We start from the raw sequence: 19599 nt of genomic DNA on the forward strand, positions 1-19599 counted from the left end.
AAATATTTTTATGGCAGAAATGGATACCTCGTCGGGTGGCGGACATAAAAAAGGCCCTGGCGTCAAAAAAGGTAAAAAAATGTCCACTCGTGTGGATTTAACACCAATGGTAGATCTTGGTTTTCTGTTAATTACGTTTTTCGTTTTTACAACAACCATGAGTCAGCCTACAGCGATGAACATGAATGAACCAAAGGATGATCCGGATCAGCAACTTAAAGTTAAAAATTCGGGAGCTATGACGATTCTTCTGGGCAAAAGCGACCAGGTATATTACTACATGGGAGAATTAAACCCGGAAACTGCATCTCAACAGTTCAAAAGCAGCAATTTTAAAGATATAAGGCAGGTAATTCTTGACAAAAAGAAAGCTACTCCTATTGGCGATTTAATGTATATTATCAAATCTGATAAGGATGCTACTTTTAAAAATGCGATTGACATTTTGGATGAAATGACGATTAATACAGTTCCTCCCGGGCACTATGCCGAAGTTGACATGGCGCCATCGGAAGAACAGTTAGTAACTATGACGGAACAAGCCAATGGAATTAAATAAATTTATGGAATTTGAATGTTCCTGAATCTAAACAATAAAGCATTTTGAAATGGAAATAAATAAAATTTTAAACGCAGATGTTCTTGACATCATTTTTGATGGCAGGAACAAGCAGTACGGCGCTTACGAACTTCGTAAGACTTACAACGGAAGGCTTACCAAAGCCTTGCTGCTTACTGCTGCTCTTGCAATTGTACTTTTTTTAGCCTCTGTATTTGCTGATATAATGGGAAAAAAGAAGGTTGAACAAATAGACGTGCTGGATACACAGATGGCGGAGATAAAAAAGAATGATGCTCCACCGCCACCACCACCGCCACCACCACCAAAGGCGCCACCACCTCCTGAAATTAACCAGATTAAGTTTACGCCTCCCAAAATTGTAAAAGATGAAGAGGTAAAGCCAGATGAAAAAATTGAGGAGATAAAGGAAGACCAGGTGATTAGTACTAAGACTGTTGAAAGCGATAATAAACAGGCAATTGTACAGGCTCCGGTGGAAGATAAGGGAACACAGGTGACCGAAGCTCCTAAATCTGATGATGAAGATAAAATTTTTACCAAGGTGGAAAACGAAGCTGCCTTCCCAGGTGGAGAAGCTGCATGGAGACGTTACCTTGAAAAAAATCTGAATGCCAGTACGCCGGTTGATAATGGTGCTCCGGAAGGAACTTACCAGGTTATTGTAAGGTTTATTGTAAGCAAGGACGGAAGTATCAGCGATGTTCAGGCTGAATCAAAACATGGTTATGGTATGGAAGATGAAGCTGTAAAAATTATTAAAAAAGGTCCTAAATGGACGCCGGCTTTACAAAACGGACGTAACGTAAATGCCTATCGTCGGCAGCCAATTACCTTCGTGGTACAGGAACAATAAAATTTAAGAGTCACAAAAAAAATCCCTTTACAATTTTGTAAAGGGATTTTTTTGTCTTGTAGTCAATTGTATTTTATTGATTTTTAAAAGACTTTTCAGTTAAAAACTGGTGATAAATTATCGAACAAACAGTATGGAAATAACACCGGCCAACATCTTACTACAAACTATATGTTATGGCAGAAATCGAAAACAACAAACCCGGCAACAAACAGAAGAAATTTGCATTCAAAAAAAAGACTACCAGGGTTGATTTAACCCCGATGGTGGATCTTGGCTTTCTTCTGATCACCTTCTTTGTATTTACCACCTCACTCGCCACGCCCACGGTAATGAATATGAATATGCCTTATGATAAAGTGCCTCCCAGTGATATGATATGCCAATCCTGCGCATTAACTGTGCTGCTTGACAAAGACAATGTGATAAGATATTACGAAGGAATGCCTTCTGCAAACGCAATTGCTGGAGAAACTAATTTTAGTGATAAAGGCATCCGCGAAATTATTTTGCAGAAAAGAAAGGCAGTACAAAAATTAAAGGGCACTGCAGATGATTTTGTATTGATCATAAAACCATCCGATGTAAGCACATTCCAGAACTTTGTAGATGTGCTGGATGAAGTAACGATCAATGGAGTAAAGCATTACTACACAACTGAGATAGACAAAGCCGACAATAGATATCTTTCGGTAAAGCCGTACTAAGAAATGCCCAAATTTTATCCATGAAGCAGAAACACTTTAATAGTGGTTTATCTTTGCCACATGACAAATAAATTATCCGGCTGGCAAGATACCATTGTCGCATTGGCAACTCCTCCGGGAGTGGGAGCTATCGGTGTAATAAGACTTAGTGGCGATAAGGCTTTCGGTATAATCAATACCTTATTTTCATCAAAAGATTTATCAGGCAAGCCTTCTCATACGATACATGTTGGGTTGATTAAGGATAAGGGAAAACTGATTGATGAAGTAGTTGTTTCTTTATTTAAAGGTCCCAAAAGTTATACAGGAGAAGATGTGGTGGAAATTAGCTGTCATGGTAGTCCGTATGTGCAACAACAGGTATTACACGCATGCGTTAATCATGGAGCAAGAATGGCCAAACCGGGCGAATATACCCAGCGGGCATTTTTAAACGGCAAACTGGATTTAACACAGGCAGAAGCAGTTGCTGATTTAATTGCGAGCAATACAGCAGCCTCACAAAAGGCTGCGCTTTATAACATCAGGGGCGGCTTTAGCGAGGTGTTAAAAACGTTGCGGGAAGAACTGATTAGCTTTTCTGCATTGATAGAGTTGGAACTGGATTTTAGCCAGGAAGACGTGGAGTTTGCAGATCGTAAAAAGTTTTACGAACTCATCCGCTCGGCTAAAACCACCACTACACAATTATTGAATTCTTTTCAATTGGGTAATGTAATTAAAAACGGTGTGAGTGTTGCCATTATTGGTAAACCCAATGCGGGCAAATCTACTTTGCTAAATACACTGCTGAATGAAAACCGTGCCATCGTGAGTGAAATTGCCGGCACTACAAGGGATACCATTGAAGAGGTACTCAACATCAATGGTATTTTATTCAGGTTAATTGATACTGCAGGCATCAGGGAGCATAGTACGGACAGTATAGAGCTGGTGGGGATAGAACGGAGTCTGGAAAAGATGAAATCGGCCGATGTTGTATTGTACATTTTCGACGTAAATCAAATTAGTGCGGAAGAATTGAAAGTGATCGCTGATATGTTACAGCAGAACAACAACACAGTCATACTGGTGGGAAATAAAGCCGATATAGCCACGACCAATGAAATAAAAAACAAGTTTAGTGGTATCAACAACATTCATTTTATTTCTGCCAAAAATAAAACGGGCATTGATGAATTGAAAGGTGTCATTTTCAAATCAACCGTACATGAACTTCCTTCCTCTGAAAGCGTAATTGTTACTAATGCCCGCCACCAGCAGGCTTTGCAACAGGTGGAGCGTTCATTGAATGATATTGAAGCCGGTTTAAACAATGCCATTCCCGGTGATCTGCTGGCGCTCGATATACGCCGTTGTCTTCATTACATTTCAGAAATAACAGGTGATATTTCGAATGAAGATGTGCTGGATTTCATCTTTAGTAAGTTTTGTATCGGAAAATAAAATGGCTTAGTTTTCTATTTTATCACCAACAACCCGATTCTCTGAAACTTAAGTAGCAGCTATATTATTTAATAACAGTCCCTTCCCGGATTTCCTCACTGCCTGATGTAACCAGTGTGTCGCCAGTCTTTAAGCCTCCTCCATACACTTCTGTTTTGCCATCGGCGTCTCTGCCTTTTTTTATCTCTACCCATTCGGCTTTGCCGTTGAGTTTTCTGATCACAAATATTTTTTGAGTTGAATTTACTACGGCTGTCTTCGGCACAACAAAACTACTATCCTGCGCAGGAAGTGGAATTGAGATTTCAGCAATCATGCCGGGCAATAATTTTTTGCTGCTGTTGTCTACATCCATCTCAATAGATTCGGAGCGAAGCCGGTTGTCCAGTGCTCCGGAAAGTCTGGCAATCGTTGCTGTAAACTTTTCTCCTGCCAGTGAATTCACTGTAAAATTCACCTTGCTTTTATTGTTCAGAAAAGAAGTATAAGTAGCGGGGATGGAGGCCACCAGGCGAAGTTTGCTTTGTTGTTGCAATGAAAAGATGGGCATATCAGAACCCTTGCCGGCGGGGCCGACATAAGCACCTGCGCTAACATTCCTCGCACTGATAACGCCGCTGAATGGTGCCCGTATTTCCAGGTAGTTCCTTGTGTCGGTAATTTCCCTGGCTGCTGCTTTGGCCGCATTTAATTGGGCCAGATCGGAGTTTTGTTTTGCCAACGCCAGCTCCAGTTCGTTGGGCGAAATAGTGCCCGGCGTTTTACTGGTTTCCAGTAGCCTGTTGTAAGTAGCTTTACTTGCCTGGTAAAGTGCATTGAAAGATTCCAGTTTTGATTGTGAGCCTGCCAGTTGTGATCCAATTTCAGGCGCTTCCATGGTGGCCAGCAATTGACCCTGTTTTACCTGCGAACCAACATCCACGTACATCTTTTTTACAAAGCTGCTGACCTTCGCATACAAATCCACCTTTTGAAAAGCGATCAATTCCCCCGGTATGTCCAGTCTGCTGGCAAGCATGCCCTTTTGTAATACAAACACAGGCGTAGGCGGCACTGCTACTACTGCTGCGGCTTTGTTTTCTGTTTTCCCTCTATCCGATGAATTACAGCTTTGCATGGTCATCATCAGCAACAGGCTTACGGTCAGCAATGTTGTAACTACGAGGTTATTTCTTTTCATATAAAGATGGTATATAGTGTTTACTTTCTTTGTCTTCAGGGTCAAGTGATACAGACTGTGTGCCGGCCTTTCCTTGTACCCAGGCAAAAACAAGGGGTAAAATAAATAATGCTGCAAACGTAGATGCTACCAGTCCGCCAATAACGGCACGTCCCAATGGCGATGCCTGGTCGCCGCCTTCCCCAAGACCTGCAGCCATTGGTATCATACCCGCTATCATGGCCACACTTGTCATAAGAATGGGGCGCATGCGCAAGGCCACGGCTTCTTTGGCAGATAGGATAGCATCACCATTGTGTTTGCGCAACTGCTCCGCATTGGTGATGAGTAATACAGAATTGGAGATGGAAACGCCGACCGACATAATCATACCCATGTACGATTGCAGGTTTAATGTTGAACCTGTTAACTCCAGTAGTACTAATGCGCCCAATATTACAGCGGGCACGGTCGCCAGTACTACAAGGGAAACTTTAAACGATTGAAAGTTGGCGGCCAGCATTAAAAATATTACTACGATGGCCACGATCAATCCACTCTGCAAACTATCCAAAGTTTCAGTAAGTACATTACTTAAGCCACCTGCTTCCATGGTCAGTCCACGGGGTAGTGGCCCCAGCGATTTGATAGCTGCGTCAACGTCCTGCGTGGCATGGCCTAAATCTTTTTTATATAAATTGGCTGTTACAGAAAGTAACGGTATCACGCCGACGTTGTCATTTTCTCCATGGGTTGTTCCTTCCGAAATAGTAGCAACATCACCAATCACAGGCCTGGCCTGATTTTTAAGAACGGCTATTTCATTGATGTCATTCACACTTTTCATCTTGTTCTCCGGAATTTCCACCTGCACACCATAGCTTAGCCCGGCTTTTTGATCCACCCATACATTTTTTTCTGTGTACCGGCTGGAAGAAGTAGAGGCTGTAAGCGAGCGGGCAATATCTGACATATCTACGCCCAGTTGTGCCGCTTTTATACGGTCAATATCAATGTTAATGGATGGATATTTAGTGCTCTGTCCAATCTGTACATCCCGCAGATAGGGGATTTTATTTAGCTTTTCAATCAGCTTATTGGCATACTCTTCATTTACTTCCTTGTTTTTACCGGATATTTTTACTTCAATTGGTGTGGGTGATCCCTGGCTTAAAATTTTATCGGTCAACTGAATGGGTTCAAAAGATAATTTGATATCCGGCATGGCCGCTTTAATTTTTTCCCTGAATTTATCCTGGAACTCTTCCAGGTTGGTTTTATAGTCTTCTTTTAACTGCACCTGTAAAACCGCTTCGTGTGGGCCGGCCATAAACAGGTAAATGGGACTTGTGGAAAACAACCCAGGGTGTATACCCACAAAAGCAGAAGTAATGGCAATATTATCCTTGCCCGCCATTGTATCCAACACAGCGAGTGCTTTTACAACTTCCAGTTCTGTGCTTTCGACTCTTGTGCCTTCGGGTGCACGCAGCCTTACCTGGAACTGTTTGGCATTGACCTTAGGTAATACATCCCGCCCGATATTACTTAGCAATAAAAAGGCAATACCGGAAATAATAATAACATACGCTACCACCACCCAGGCCGAAAAAGGAAACAACCGTGATAAAAAACTCAGCAACCGAATCCTGGATTTTTCAAAAAGAGAATGCTTTTTACCGTCGTCATGCATCGATTTTTCCGCAAGGATTTTTTTCTGATCCCAGGTATCACCTTCTTCTTCCCGTGTAAGACCACTGGCAGCGAATTCTTCTTCATCCGTCATGTCGGTTGATGAACCACCTTTTTTTACATGATGATCTTTCATCAGCCAGTTGGCCATGATGGGCACAAAAGTTTGCGCCATAAAATAAGATACAATCATGGAGAAAGCGATGGCCAGCGCCAGCGGTAAAAACAAAGCGCCGGGTATGCCCTTCATGGTAAAGGCGGGAGCAAATACCGCCAGTATACAAAACAGGATGAGCAATTTCGGGAAGGCAATTTCTTTACACGCATCCCAAATGGCCAATGCCTTTGGCTTGTGCATATCGAGATGCTGGTGTATATTTTCAATGGTTACGGTCGATTCATCTACCAGGATACCAATCGCCAGCGAAAGCCCGCTAAGCGTCATGATATTGATAGTTTGATTAAACAGCGATAAAAATAAAATGCCTGATATAATGGAAATTGGTATTGTCAGGATAACAATCAATGCACCCCTCGGATCACCTAAAAAAAGCAGCACCATTAAGCCGGTTAAGATGGCACCAATGGCTCCTTCACTCAATAAGCTTTTAACGGCATTGATCACATAACCGGATTGATCGAATTGGTAAGACAGGCTTACATCTGCAGGCAACAAAGCCTGAAAACGCGGAATGGCTTTCTTCAGGTTTTGCACTACTTCCCAGGTGGAAGCATCAGCTGATTTTGTGATGGCCAGGTACACAGAACGTTTGCCGTTGATGAGGGCATAGCTGGTGGTAATATCTGCGCCATCTTCTACGGTAGCTACATCTTTTAAATACAGGTTTTGAACACCACCTTTAAACAGCGGAATATTTTCAAAATCTTTAACTGTTTTGATGGTAGTGTTTGCCGGGGTTAGATAATTTTTATCACCAATGCGCACATTGCCCGCAGGTGAAGTTTGGTTGTTTACACGCAACGCTTCTACCACCTGGTCGGCGGTAAAATTGTGTGCCCGCAATAATTCAGGATCAACTTTTATAACTATCGTACGCACATTGCCGCCAAAAGGTGCAGGAGCCACCAGACCGGGTATGGAAGAAAAAGAAGAGCGCACATAAACGTTGGCAAAGTCTAATAATTCGTTGTTGGTCCTGGTAGCACTGCTCAATACCAATTGCCCGACGGGTAGGGTCGATGCATCAAAGCGGAGGATAAAAGGAGGCTGCGAGCCCGGCGGAAAAATGGCTTGCGCCCTGTTGCTGAAAGCAGACACTTCGGCCGCGGCCTGGGCCATGTTGGTGCCCTGGTAAAATGTAAGCTTCATCAGCGTGAGGCCCTGGATATTTTTTGTTTCAATGCTCTTTACACCGGATACATACAGCATCAGGTTTACATAGGCTTTACCAAAATAAGATTCCATCTGGTCAGGCGTATAGCCGCCATAAGGATGCGATAAATAAATCACCGGCATATTCATATCCGGAAAAATATCAATCTTGATATTGCGTACCGCATTGATACCAAAAAAGGTTAGTCCTGCCACCAAAACCAGTATGGTAATGGGTTTCCGTAATGCAGCTCTTATCAGGTTCATTTTTTAGTTATGAGTTATAAGTTATGAATTATGAGTTACGAATGTTCTTGATGAATTCTGATTTTTATTTTCGACCTGGAGATTTTCTTGTATTGTTGCAATGCCCCCCCGGCCATAAAAAACTCATCACTTATAATTCATAACTCATAACTGTATTATCGCACTTGCTTTAGAAACAAATCAAAATCTCCCGAGGCAGCGGCCTTTTGTAACAAAGATTGCCACACGTTGATATAGGCAACACTCACATCGGTTTCTGCACGGTTCAGTAAATAAAGTGCCTGTTGAAGATCAATGATATTACTGAGCCCGTTTTTAAACAACACCGATTTTTGCAAATAAGCATCAGATGCTGCTTTGTATTGAACAGGAGCTTCACGCCAACTCTGCAAACTGTTGGCAATGCGCTGGTCGGCCAGCACCAGCTGATCTTTTAATTGGGTACTGATAAGGTCATATTCATTCTGTAATCCTTTTGAAATAAATTGCTGCGATAGTACCTGGTGTTTTATTTTAGAGATGCTCATAATATTCCATGCCATCGAAACACCAGCTACATAATTGCTCCGGGTGGGGTTGATGCCGGTAAAATAATCTTTTGAATAGTTGTTGTTGAGAGCGGTATAATTATAATCAAACCCAGAGCCTCTTGTTTGAAAAATGCCAAACAGGTTGACGCCGGGTAAAATACTTTTGCTTAACAGATTTGCATAACGGTCGCTTTGATCAATACGTCTTTTATAAAATTTAACCTGTGGATTTTGTTCAATGGCCAGATCGGTATTGTAGGTCGATGGTAATGTTTTTAAGAAAGTAGTATCCGCACTGTAACTGATGGCGCAGGCATTCATCAATTGCGCAAGTTGGTTATTATAAGTTTGCTCTGTGTTGGAAGCATCGATAATCAGCAGCTTTGCTTTGGAAACTTCCGCATTGGCTATGGAAGAATCCACGCCGGCATTAAGGCCGTTTTTGGTACGGGCCAATACCACCGTTTGTATAGTGGTTGCTCTTTGCAGGTTGGCATTGGCTGTTTTTAAAAGGGTTTGTGCAACCAGTAAATTAAGATAGGCACTTGCTATTTTTACACCCTGTACAAATTGTTCCTGCGCAAGATCGGCAGAATCTCTGCTTACCTGTGATGCTGCATAAGCAATCCTTGACTGTAACCTGCCAAAAGAAAATACTTCCCAGTTGGTATTTAATACATACACACCACCAAATGCGGCAGACCAACTCTGGCTGCTATAGGTAGGGCCTGATGAACTGGTGCCAGGTACGCCGTAAGCAGCAGCCGGACCAAACTGCCCGTTGATGGTGCCAAAACTTTGTTGTATAGACGCCAGCACATTGGGCAGGTATTCTTTTTGTGTATTTTTTACCAGCTCCTCAGATGAATGAAGATAATTTTGTTTGGCCTGTATGCTTTGGTAATGCTGAAGTCCGTTTTGTATCGCTTCTGAAAGCAACAACGGCTTTTGTTCCTGGCCTACCGTAGTTTGCCCGCAAAAAAATCCGCTCAGCAGCAAAAGCAGCATTCTGTTTTTTAAACAAATCATCATACTTATAAAGGTATCAGTTAGTAAATGAGTTACGCCTGTTGCTTTTAGCTTTCCGCCTTAAGCCTTCAGCTTTCCGCCTTCTCCCCAATAATATTCATCACACATTCCCAGGCTCTTTTGGGGTCTTTATCAATGATGCTTTGCAACAGGTCTTCGTGTATCGAATGTTTTATAACAAACATTTCCGTATCGGTATAGGCCTGCCGGAATGATTTTTTTATCTGTGCGGCGATGTTTTTATATAAGTCTGCCAGTATATCATTTTTGGCCGCGTCTGCAATGGCAATATGAAACTGAATATCCGCATCAATGCATTCGTCTGCAAGGTTATTTTGAGCGGCATGCAAACGTTTCTTTAATAATTTAGTAAGGATGGTAATGTCTTTCTGCGTTCTGTTTAAAGCTGCTTTTTCTGCAATTTTCAGCTCCAGCAATTGCCTTACTTCATTCAGATCTTTTGAGGTAGAACGCTGCAGGCGGTCGTACCAGGGAACCAGTGTGCCGTTCTGAACGTCAACAAAAGTACCAAGGCCCTGCTTAACAGTTACCAGTCCCTTGTTGGCTAATATGCGGATGGCTTCCCTGATGCTGGAGCGGCCAACGCCAAACTGCTGCATCATCACCGGTTCTGATGGCAGCTTTTCCCCTGTTTTAAATTTTCCCGAGGCAATTTGTTGCTGCAATTTGGTTACCACCTCATCGCATACGCCGCTTCTTTTTACAATACTTTCCATAGTCGTCAGGTCATCTGATGAGTGAAGGTAGGCGGATAACAGCACTTGAAAAAATGTTTTTAGGCCAATAACAAACCGTTACAAAAATGGCCGAGATAAAAAATTACTTTTATCGACAAAGAAGTTGTCCTTAACCCGAAAACAATACTGGCTTAGATTTTATTAAAAAAATAGTTGTTTTATAACGCATCCATTACTGAAACCGTTAGCTGAAAAGGTAACATTTTTAAACCTGCTTTTTGAAGCAAATGACTTGAAAAATGTCCCCGGATGAAATAAGAAAAAATCTCAATTTTATATTCTTTTGGAAGTTTTTATTCAACCCTTGTTCAGATTTATCTGTGTTTTTGCAATTTTTACCCGATAACAATGGATATTTGCAAAATAATTCAAAAATATATTTACAATGAGTAATAAGCCAACTACCTTGTTTGATAAAGTGTGGGATGCACATGTAGTACGAAGAATAGAAGACGGGCCTGATGTTTTCTTTATTGACAGGCATTTTATACATGAGGTAACCAGCCCGGTTGCGTTTCTTGGCCTTGAGAGCAGGGGAATAAAAGTGATGTTTCCTGAACACACGTTTGCTACTGCCGATCACAATACACCTACCGTAAACCAGCATTTGCCGGTAGCAGATCCTTTATCCGCCAACCAATTGAAGGCACTGGAACAAAACTCAGCCAAATACGGTATTTCGCACTGGGGACTGGGCAATCCAAAAAATGGTATTGTACACGTGGTAGGGCCAGAAAATGGCATCACCCTTCCGGGCATGACCATCGTATGCGGTGACTCTCATACATCAACGCATGGCGCTTTTGGTGCGATTGCTTTTGGCATAGGTACTTCAGAGGTTGAAATGGTATTGTCTTCCCAGTGTATCATGCAACCCAAACCATTAAAAATGCGCATCAATGTAACCGGCAGTTTAGGAAAAGCCGTTACACCAAAAGATGTGACTTTATATGTTATATCGCAGTTAACTACCGCCGGCGCCACCGGGTATTTTGTTGAATATGCAGGCGAGGTATTTGAAAAAATGAGCATGGAAGGCCGTATGACGGTATGCAATATGAGCATTGAAATGGGCGCCCGGGGCGGTATGATTGCTCCTGACGAAACCACTTTTGCCTATATCAACGGAAGAGAGCTGGCACCAAAAGGCGAAGCATGGGACAAAGCATTGGCCTATTGGAAAACATTGAAAACCGACGAAGGCGCAACCTTCGATAAAGAATACAATTTTAATGCGGCTGATATTGAACCGATGATTACTTATGGCACCAACCCCGGAATGGGCATGGGTATTTCAAAATCAATTCCTAAGGGAGCTGATTTAAAAGGCGGTGCCGCCACGTATGAAAAATCCCTGAATTATATGGGCTTTCATGAGCAGGATCAAATGATCGGTAAAAAAGTAGATTACGTGTTTATCGGCAGTTGTACCAATGGCCGTATTGAAGATTTCAGGGCTTTTGCTTCCATTGTAAAAGGCCGTAAAAAAGCGGATCATGTTACTGCCTGGGTAGTGCCTGGATCGCACATTGTTGAATCGCAGATTAAAGAAGAAGGCATACTGGATATTTTAACCGAAGCTGGTTTTGCTTTGCGTCAGCCGGGCTGTTCTGCCTGTCTTGCAATGAATGATGATAAAGTGCCTGCAGGCAAATATGCAGTAAGTACCAGCAACCGCAACTTTGAAGGGAGACAAGGGCCCGGAAGCCGCACCATGCTGGCAAGTCCGCTGGTAGCGGCCGCCGCAGCAATCACCGGTTACGTAACCGATCCAAGAGATTTGATGTAATAGATGCATCTCTCATTATTAGTTATCAATTATTAATTATCAATTCAATTATGGCTTACGATAAATTTAATGAACTTACCAGCACCGCAGTTCCTTTACCAATCGAGAATGTAGATACAGACCAGATTATTCCGGCACGTTTTTTAAAAGCAACCAAGCGGGAAGGTTTTGGCGACAATCTTTTCAGGGACTGGCGTTACAATGCAGACAACACACCCAAGCAGGATTTTGTGTTGAACAATCCTATTTACACCGGAAAAATATTAGTAGGCGGTACCAACTTTGGAAGTGGCAGCAGCCGAGAACATGCGGCCTGGGCTATTTACGACTATGGCTTCCGTTGCGTGGTATCCAGTTTTTTTGCTGATATCTTTAAAAACAATGCCATCAATATGGGCATTTTACCAGTACAGGTAAGCCCTGAATTTTTAGCAAAAATATTTTCTTCCATCGAAGCGGATCCTAAAAATCAATTTACTGTAAGTCTTCCTGACCAAACCATTACTATTTTGTCTACAGGCGAAAAAGAAACCTTTAACATCAACGGCTATAAAAAGCACAACCTGTTAAATGGCTTTGATGACATTGATTATCTACAAGCCATGAAGGAAGACATTGCCGGTTTTGCCAAAATCCATGCGATTTAATCAGCTGGTGAACATCCATCGAATTTCTTTTTTTAGAAAGTTATAATCTACCAGCATCGCTGTAAGCAATTGAAAAAAATACCACGACATATTGAAATAATGGACACAACGCTCCGGGATGGCGAACAGACCAGCGGTGTGTCATTTTCTGCATCTGAAAAATTAACCATTGCCCAGTTATTGCTAACAGAGGTAAAGGTTGACAGAATTGAAATTGCTTCGGCAAGGGTGTCTGAAGGCGAATTTCAGGCAGTAAAAAAAATAACGGATTGGGCTGCTGCCAATGGCTACCTGGATAAAGTAGAAGTGCTGACATTTGTAGACGGCGACACATCTGTTAATTGGATGATAGAAGCCGGCGCCAAAGTGATGAACCTCTTAACAAAGGGATCACTCAATCACCTGACTCACCAGTTAAAGAAAAAGCCCGAAGAACACTTCAATGAGATAGCGGCAGTTATTGCACTTGCAGTAGAAAAAGGTCTGCAATGCAATGTGTACCTGGAAGATTGGAGCAATGGCATGCGCAACTCCAAAGAATATGTGTTGCAATACCTTGATTTTTTACAGCACCAACCCATCAAAAGAGTTTTGTTGCCCGATACTTTGGGCGTTTTAATTCCGTCTGAAACATTTGAGTACGTATCAGAACTGGTAAACCGTTACCCGCAATTGCATTTTGATTTTCATGCGCACAACGATTACGACTTAAGTATTGCCAATGTACTGGAAGCTGTCAAAGCCGGCGCACATGGTCTTCACCTTACAGTGAATGGTATGGGCGAACGAGCCGGTAATGCGCCACTGGCAAGCGCCATCGCGGTGCTCAACGATTTTATGCCCTCCGTTACAACGTCTGTTGCAGAAAAATCTTTGTACAGCGTAAGCAAACTGGTAGAAGCTTTTTCCGGTTTCAGAATCTCCGCCAATAAACCTGTGGTGGGCGAAAATGTGTTTACCCAAACAGCGGGTATACATGCAGATGGCGATAAAAAAAATAACCTGTATTACAACGACCTTATGCCGGAGCGTTTTGGCCGTCAACGCAAATATGCGTTGGGTAAAACCAGTGGCAAAGCCAATATAGATAACAATTTGCAGCAATTGGGTATCCAGTTATCTGATGAAGATTTAAAGAAAGTCACGCAGCGGGTAATTGAATTGGGCGATAGAAAGGAAATGGTAACACAGGCTGATTTGCCTTATATTATTTCTGATATTTTAGACAGCAACAGCATTGAGCAAAAAGTGCAGATCGTGAATTATGTGTTGACGCATTCGAAAAATCTAAAGCCATCGGTAACACTTAACATCGCGATCAATGGAGAGTCTTTTGAAGAGCATGCACAGGGGGATGGGCAGTACGATGCTTTTGTTACAGCACTAAAAAAAATATACAAACAAAAGAAAATGGAGTTGCCAGTGCTTGCTGATTATACGGTGCGGATTCCGCCCGGCGGCAAGTCGGATGCGTTGTGTGAAACCATCATTACCTGGTTGCACAACGGAAAGGAATTCAAAACCCGTGGTCTTGACAGTGACCAGACGGTAGCAGCCATTAAGGCAACGGAAAAAATGCTGAACATTCTTTAGTAACGATAACGCATACACGCAAAAGACGCAATACATTTACCTGATAAAATAAAAATAACATGGCGAAAAAGCATATTCTTGTTGTTCCCGGAGATGGAATAGGACAGGAAGTTACTTTGGTTGGAAAAAAAGTGTTGGACAAAATAGCGGCCAGGTTTGGTCATGAATTTACGTATGATGAAGCCTTGATTGGTCATGTGGCCATTGAAGCTACCGGTAATCCTCTACCAGATGAATCGCTTGAAAAAATGCGCAATTCAGATGCGGTATTGTTTGGAGCAGTGGGTCACCCTAAGTATGACAACGATCCTTCTGCAAAAGTAAGACCAGAGCAGGGGTTGCTGAAGATGAGAAAAGAATTGGGCCTATATGCCAACCTTCGTCCGATCAAATTATTTGATGAATTGTTAGGTGCTTCCAGCATTAAGCCAGAAATATTAAAAGGTGCTGATATATTATTTTTCAGGGAACTAACCGGTGATATTTATTTCGGTGAAAAGGGAAGAAAGAATGATGGCAATACCGCCTTCGATGTGGCCGAGTACAGCCGTTTTGAAGTAGAGCGTATAGGCCGCAAGGCTTTTGAAGCAGCCAGAACAAGACGCAAAAAATTATGCTCTGTTGATAAAGCCAACGTGCTGGAAACAAGCCGCCTTTGGAGGGAAGAAATTCAGAAGCTGGCATTGGAATATCCGGATGTAGAAGTGGAATACCAGTTTGTAGATTCTACTGCGATGATACTGATTAAAGATCCGCGTCGCTTTGATGTAGTGGTAACCGCCAATTTGTTTGGTGATATCCTTACCGATGAAGCTTCGCAGATTGCAGGTTCTATGGGTATGCTGGCGTCCGCCTCAATCGGAGATGGAACAGGTGTATATGAGCCCATTCATGGTTCAGCACATGATATCACGGGTAAAGGAATCGCCAATCCATTGGCTTCAGTATTGTCTGCAGCTTTATTGCTGGATATATCTTTTGGAATGAAAGAAGAATCCGAGTTGGTGATCAGTGCTGTTGACCAGGTATTGAAAGCAGGTTATCGTACTGTTGATATTGCAGACAGAACAATTACTAAAGAAAATATTTTAGGTACCGAAGCCATGGGCGAAGCGGTGTTGAAATTTTTATAAAAATAAGTTTTTCAAAAAGGTGCAAATGGCAAAGCAATTTGCTATTTGCACCTTTTTTTATTATCAGTATTTGTGCAGCCATCTAATCCATTACAAGGTCGATTTTCTTACAATCATAACTGAAGGAATCACAATCTCCTCATCCGTCAGTTCAAAATTTTTTCTTTCCAAAGCCTTTAATAGCAAGGCTGCCGCGGCTTTGCCCATTTCAAATGCGGGTTGTGTAATGGTCGTTAACGGTGGGTGTAAAAATGCGGCGGAATCTAAATTAGAAAAACTGATCAACCCTACATCTTGTGGTATAGGTAACTGTAATTCTTCACAGGCTTGGTAAACCGGCAAGGCCAACTTTTCAACAGATGCAAGAACACCTATGCCTTTTTTCAGTGACGTTAGTTTTCTTAACAAATTGCTATAATCTTTTTTTGCATCGTTTGAAAATCTTAGCACATTGCCGCTGGAAAATTTTATGGTGTTATCATACAGGGCTTTTTTATATCCCTCCAGTCTTTTACAGGAAATAGAGAGTATTTGCGAAAAAGACAGAAAAAGAACTTGCTTGTATCCCTGTTTTATAAGATGTTCAGTTGCTGTAAAGGCGGCCTCGTAATCATCTGTTATAATTTTTGTGGTGGCCACTTCATCAATCACCCGGTCAAAGAAAACAAGTGGTATTTTCTTCTCTAGCAGGGTGTCAATGTGTTTGTGCTGTTCGGTTTCCTTTGCAACAGAAATCAATACACCGTCCACCCGGCCGCTCTCAAAGTCTTTTATAATCTGTTCTTCCCTTTCAAAACTTTCATGCGATAAATAGATTAGTACATGGTATCCTTTTTCTTCAGCCACTGACTCAATGCCATTAATTGCCTGCGCAAAAAAACTATCCGCCACTTCGGGTAATACTACTCCAATCGTTTTACTGTTTCTGGTTCTTAAACTGCTGGCGTAAGGGTTGGGTTTGTAATTTAATTTTTCAACCAGGTCATTCACCCGCTGTTTTGTTGCAGCGCTTATTTCATGGCTGTCGCTGATGGCTTTGGAAACCGTAGAAATAGAAAGCCCCAATTGGTTGGCCAGCATTTTAATCGTTACATTGGTTACTTTCTCTTTCATACCTGTTTAGAATACCGAAAGCTACATAAAATTTACGTTCTGTACGAAACCGGTTTCGTAAATAAACCCAGCCATAATGTACTGATACAAATTTAAAATGCGCAAATTAGCAGAAGTAAATTTCTTGTAAAATTTAAATGCCTGCACATATGTTACCTGCTACAGATGAATTAAGCCAAAGCGCCCTCAATCCGCTAAAAAGCCTGGATGTTTGGGAAGACGATGTATTGGAACGTTATCCCGATCCGGAGTCAATCGCAACCGATAAATCAACAGAAGCCTACCGCAATTACGAGAGCCCGGAAAGAGATACCGTACGTGAATTTTACAGGCTCAACCACACTTACCAGAGTTACGATTTTGTGCTCAGCAAAAAGGCTAATTATTTAAAGTTTGATAAAAAAGAAATGCCGGTATGGGACGCATTTCAGTTCCTCAATCAACTGGTAGATGACTCAGATCCGGATACAGATCTTGACCAGTTTCAGCATTTACTACAGACCTCTGAAGCGATCCGTCGCGATGGTCATCCCGATTGGATGGTACTGACTGGTTTGTTGCACGATATGGGTAAAGTACTCTGCCTGTTTGGTGAACCACAATGGGCGGCTGTGGGTGATACATTCCCGGTTGGTTGCGCCTTTTCAGACAAAATTGTGTATCCCGAATTTTTTAAAGATAGCCCGGATTACGACGACGAACGCTACAACACCAAGTACGGTGTATATAGCCCCAATTGCGGATTAGATAATGTGCATCTTTCCTGGGGACACGATGAATATGTATACCACATGATGAAAGATTATTTGCCTGAACCCGGTTTGTACATGTTGCGTTATCACTCTTTTTATGCGCAACATCGTGAGCACGCATACGATCACCTGATGAGTGCCCACGACCATGAGATGTTTAAATGGGTAGATCTTTTTAACCCATATGATTTATATTCTAAAAATCCAACTCCTCCCAATTGGGTTGAATTGAAACCTTATTACGAAGCATTGATAAAAAAATATTTACCAGCCACTTTAAAATTTTAACCGAAGCAATCATTTTTAGCTCTCCGTTTTTTATTTGATATCCTGCTTATTTATTTTGTTACAATTGTTTTTTATCTCTTTTAGTTTAATGTAAAAAAACTACCACATTTTTCACGATGAAAAGTGTGGTAGTTTAGTGTTTGGGATATTTACTACCAGTGTATTGTTTGCAAACAGCCATTTTTACTTATCTTGACAGTTCATTAAAATGAATGCTTGCTGATGAATCAATTGCATACACTCGACTACATTGTATTCTTTGTTTACTTTATTGCGGTCTCGGCTTACGGATATTATATCTACCACAAAAAGAAGTCGTCCACGGCCAGTTCCAGAGATTTTTTTCTTGCGGAAGGATCCCTTACCTGGTGGGCAATCGGCGCATCCATCATTGCTTCCAATATTTCTGCAGAACATTTTATCGGCATGTCGGGTTCGGGTTTCGCATTGGGATTGGCCATATCGAGCTACGAGTGGATGGCAGCAGCGGTGCTGATTATCATTGCCATTTTTGTAATTCCGGTGTACCTGAAAAATAAAATTTTCACCATGCCGCAATTTTTATCCATGCGGTATAATGATACCGTAAGTACTATCATGGCGGTATTCTGGCTGCTGGTATATGTGTTCGTAAATCTTACCTCTATTATTTACCTCGGTGCCCTTGCTATTTCGTCCATCTCTACGGTGAGTTTTGAATGGAGCATTGTTGGCCTGGTAATTTTTTCGCTGGTAGTTACGCTGGGTGGCATGAAGGTAATTGGCTATACCGATGTTGTGCAGGTGGTGGTACTGATTTTGGGTGGATTAGTGACCACTTATCTTGCCTTGTCTTTATTGTCAGAAGAATATGGCTTCGGTAAAGATATTTTTAAAGGGATGTCCATTTTACGCAAAGAAGCGCCGGAACATTTTCACATGATATTTGATTCATCCAACAAATATTATAAAGAATTGCCCGGCCTGTCGGTGCTGTTTGGAGGTATGCTGGTAAATAACCTTGCTTACTGGGGATGCAATCAATACATTGTACAACGTGCACTGGGAGCAGACTTGGTCACGGCCAGAAAAGGAATTTTATTTGCTGCTTTTTTAAAATTGTTAGTGCCCGTGATTGCGGTGTTGCCGGGCATTGTAATGTATGTATTGCATAACAAAGGAATGTTTCAGCACGAGATGTCTGATGCGGCAGGTGTCATCAAACCCGATCATGCTTATCCAACTTTAATGAATTTATTGCCCGCAGGCTTAAAAGGCATTGCCTTTGCGGCATTGACCGCAGCCGTTGTTGCATCGCTGGCGGGAAAAGCAAACAGCATCTCTACGATTTTTTCGCTGGATATTTATAAAAAATATTTTAACAAAGAAGCGTCTGAAAGAAAGATGGTGTTGACCGGAAGATGGGCTGTTGTAATTGCGATGGTCATTGCAGGTATTGTAGCGCCTGCACTAAAATCACTTGACCAGGCTTACCAGTTTATCCAGGAATATGTAGGCTTTGTTTCGCCGGGAGTGCTGGCCATTTTCTTACTCGGTTTTTTCTGGAAACGCACAACTGCTGCGGCAGCATTGGCAGGCGCTGTATTAACTATCCCAATTTCAACAGTGTTGAAATTTTTACCGGTGTGGACGAGCGGTGCTTTTCCTGATATTGCCTTTTTAAACAGAATGGTAATAACCTTTGTAACCATTACAGCTTTGATGATTGTAATGAGCCTTGCCAGACCTAAAAAGGAAGGCGAACATGAAATTGAAGTTGATTCCTCCATGTTTAAAATTACGCCGGGGTTTGCCGTAGGTTCAATTATTATCAGTGGTGTTTTGATTGCTTTATACACGGTTTTTTGGTAAGCATAATTTTGCTAAACGCAAAAAGTATATCGGCCGGGCTTTGTACGGTGGATTAAAAAGTACAGGTGGTAGCTGT

15 protein-coding genes are annotated in these 19599 nt (G+C 41.9%); 10 read left to right on the top strand and 5 right to left on the bottom strand.

The features are described 5' to 3' along the window. The first annotated feature begins 10 nt into the window (after positions 1 to 10). The 4 genes from QWZ08_RS02925 to mnmE all read left to right on the top strand — a co-directional run bounded on the left by QWZ08_RS02925 (position 11) and on the right by mnmE (position 3589). Entirely contained in the window at positions 11 to 559 is a 549-nt protein-coding gene (locus QWZ08_RS02925; protein WP_290335706.1) for an ExbD/TolR family protein, read from the top strand. Positions 560 to 608: 49 nt separating this feature from the next. Beyond that, a complete protein-coding gene (locus QWZ08_RS02930) occupies positions 609 to 1436 on the top strand; it encodes an energy transducer TonB (RefSeq protein ID WP_290335707.1) in 828 nt (275 codons plus the stop codon). A gap of 176 nt (positions 1437 to 1612) precedes the next feature. Then, positions 1613 to 2143, top strand: a complete 531-nt coding sequence (locus QWZ08_RS02935; RefSeq protein WP_290335708.1) for an ExbD/TolR family protein — start codon at positions 1613 to 1615, stop codon at positions 2141 to 2143. A gap of 60 nt (positions 2144 to 2203) precedes the next feature. Beyond that, the gene (gene mnmE / locus QWZ08_RS02940) at positions 2204 to 3589 is read left to right on the top strand and encodes a tRNA uridine-5-carboxymethylaminomethyl(34) synthesis GTPase MnmE (RefSeq protein WP_290335709.1); all 1386 of its coding nucleotides are present in this window, start codon (positions 2204 to 2206) and stop codon (positions 3587 to 3589) included. Positions 3590 to 3653: 64 nt separating this feature from the next. On the opposite strand, the gene QWZ08_RS02945 is transcribed toward mnmE, so the two are convergent. From QWZ08_RS02945 to QWZ08_RS02960, 4 genes are all read right to left on the bottom strand, one after another. After that, complete coding sequence (locus QWZ08_RS02945) at positions 3654 to 4769, bottom strand: efflux RND transporter periplasmic adaptor subunit (RefSeq protein ID WP_290335711.1); 1116 nt, start codon at positions 4767 to 4769, stop codon at positions 3654 to 3656. After that, positions 4756 to 8040, bottom strand: a complete 3285-nt coding sequence (locus QWZ08_RS02950; RefSeq protein ID WP_290335712.1) for an efflux RND transporter permease subunit — start codon at positions 8038 to 8040, stop codon at positions 4756 to 4758. Before QWZ08_RS02950 ends, QWZ08_RS02945 begins: the two co-directional genes overlap by 14 nt. A gap of 155 nt (positions 8041 to 8195) precedes the next feature. Beyond that, a complete protein-coding gene (locus QWZ08_RS02955) occupies positions 8196 to 9602 on the bottom strand; it encodes a TolC family protein (protein WP_290335713.1) in 1407 nt (468 codons plus the stop codon). Positions 9603 to 9667: 65 nt separating this feature from the next. After that, the gene (locus tag QWZ08_RS02960; protein WP_290335714.1) at positions 9668 to 10336 is read right to left on the bottom strand and encodes a FadR/GntR family transcriptional regulator; all 669 of its coding nucleotides are present in this window, start codon (positions 10334 to 10336) and stop codon (positions 9668 to 9670) included. 406 nt (positions 10337 to 10742) lie between these two features. Between QWZ08_RS02960 and leuC the strand changes: the two genes are divergently transcribed. The 4 genes from leuC (at position 10743) to leuB (ending at position 15519) form a co-directional block, all read left to right on the top strand. After that, positions 10743 to 12146: a 3-isopropylmalate dehydratase large subunit gene (leuC, locus tag QWZ08_RS02965; protein WP_290335716.1), complete on the top strand. Its 1404-nt coding sequence runs from the start codon at positions 10743 to 10745 to the stop codon at positions 12144 to 12146. Between the two features lie 50 nt (positions 12147 to 12196). Continuing rightward, positions 12197 to 12793, top strand: coding sequence for a 3-isopropylmalate dehydratase small subunit (gene leuD, locus QWZ08_RS02970; protein WP_290335717.1), 597 nt, complete (start codon positions 12197 to 12199; stop codon positions 12791 to 12793). A gap of 99 nt (positions 12794 to 12892) precedes the next feature. Next, on the top strand, positions 12893 to 14386 hold the full coding sequence (locus QWZ08_RS02975; RefSeq protein WP_290335718.1) for a hydroxymethylglutaryl-CoA lyase-like TIM-barrel protein: 1494 nt from the start codon (positions 12893 to 12895) through the stop codon (positions 14384 to 14386). A gap of 59 nt (positions 14387 to 14445) precedes the next feature. Further along, on the top strand, positions 14446 to 15519 hold the full coding sequence (leuB, locus tag QWZ08_RS02980; protein WP_290335719.1) for a 3-isopropylmalate dehydrogenase: 1074 nt from the start codon (positions 14446 to 14448) through the stop codon (positions 15517 to 15519). 90 nt (positions 15520 to 15609) lie between these two features. Here the strand turns inward: leuB and QWZ08_RS02985 are convergent, their stop codons facing one another. Continuing rightward, entirely contained in the window at positions 15610 to 16632 is a 1023-nt protein-coding gene (locus tag QWZ08_RS02985; protein WP_290335720.1) for a LacI family DNA-binding transcriptional regulator, read from the bottom strand. A 137-nt stretch (positions 16633 to 16769) separates the two neighbouring features. Between QWZ08_RS02985 and QWZ08_RS02990 the strand changes: the two genes are divergently transcribed. After that, positions 16770 to 17672: an inositol oxygenase family protein gene (locus QWZ08_RS02990; protein WP_290335721.1), complete on the top strand. Its 903-nt coding sequence runs from the start codon at positions 16770 to 16772 to the stop codon at positions 17670 to 17672. A gap of 222 nt (positions 17673 to 17894) precedes the next feature. After that, the gene (locus tag QWZ08_RS02995) at positions 17895 to 19523 is read left to right on the top strand and encodes a sodium:solute symporter family transporter (protein WP_290335722.1); all 1629 of its coding nucleotides are present in this window, start codon (positions 17895 to 17897) and stop codon (positions 19521 to 19523) included. Positions 19524 to 19599 lie beyond the last annotated feature (76 nt).

It is taken from the genome of Ferruginibacter paludis, from assembly GCF_030409685.1.
GTDB lineage: Bacteria > Bacteroidota > Bacteroidia > Chitinophagales > Chitinophagaceae > Ferruginibacter > Ferruginibacter paludis.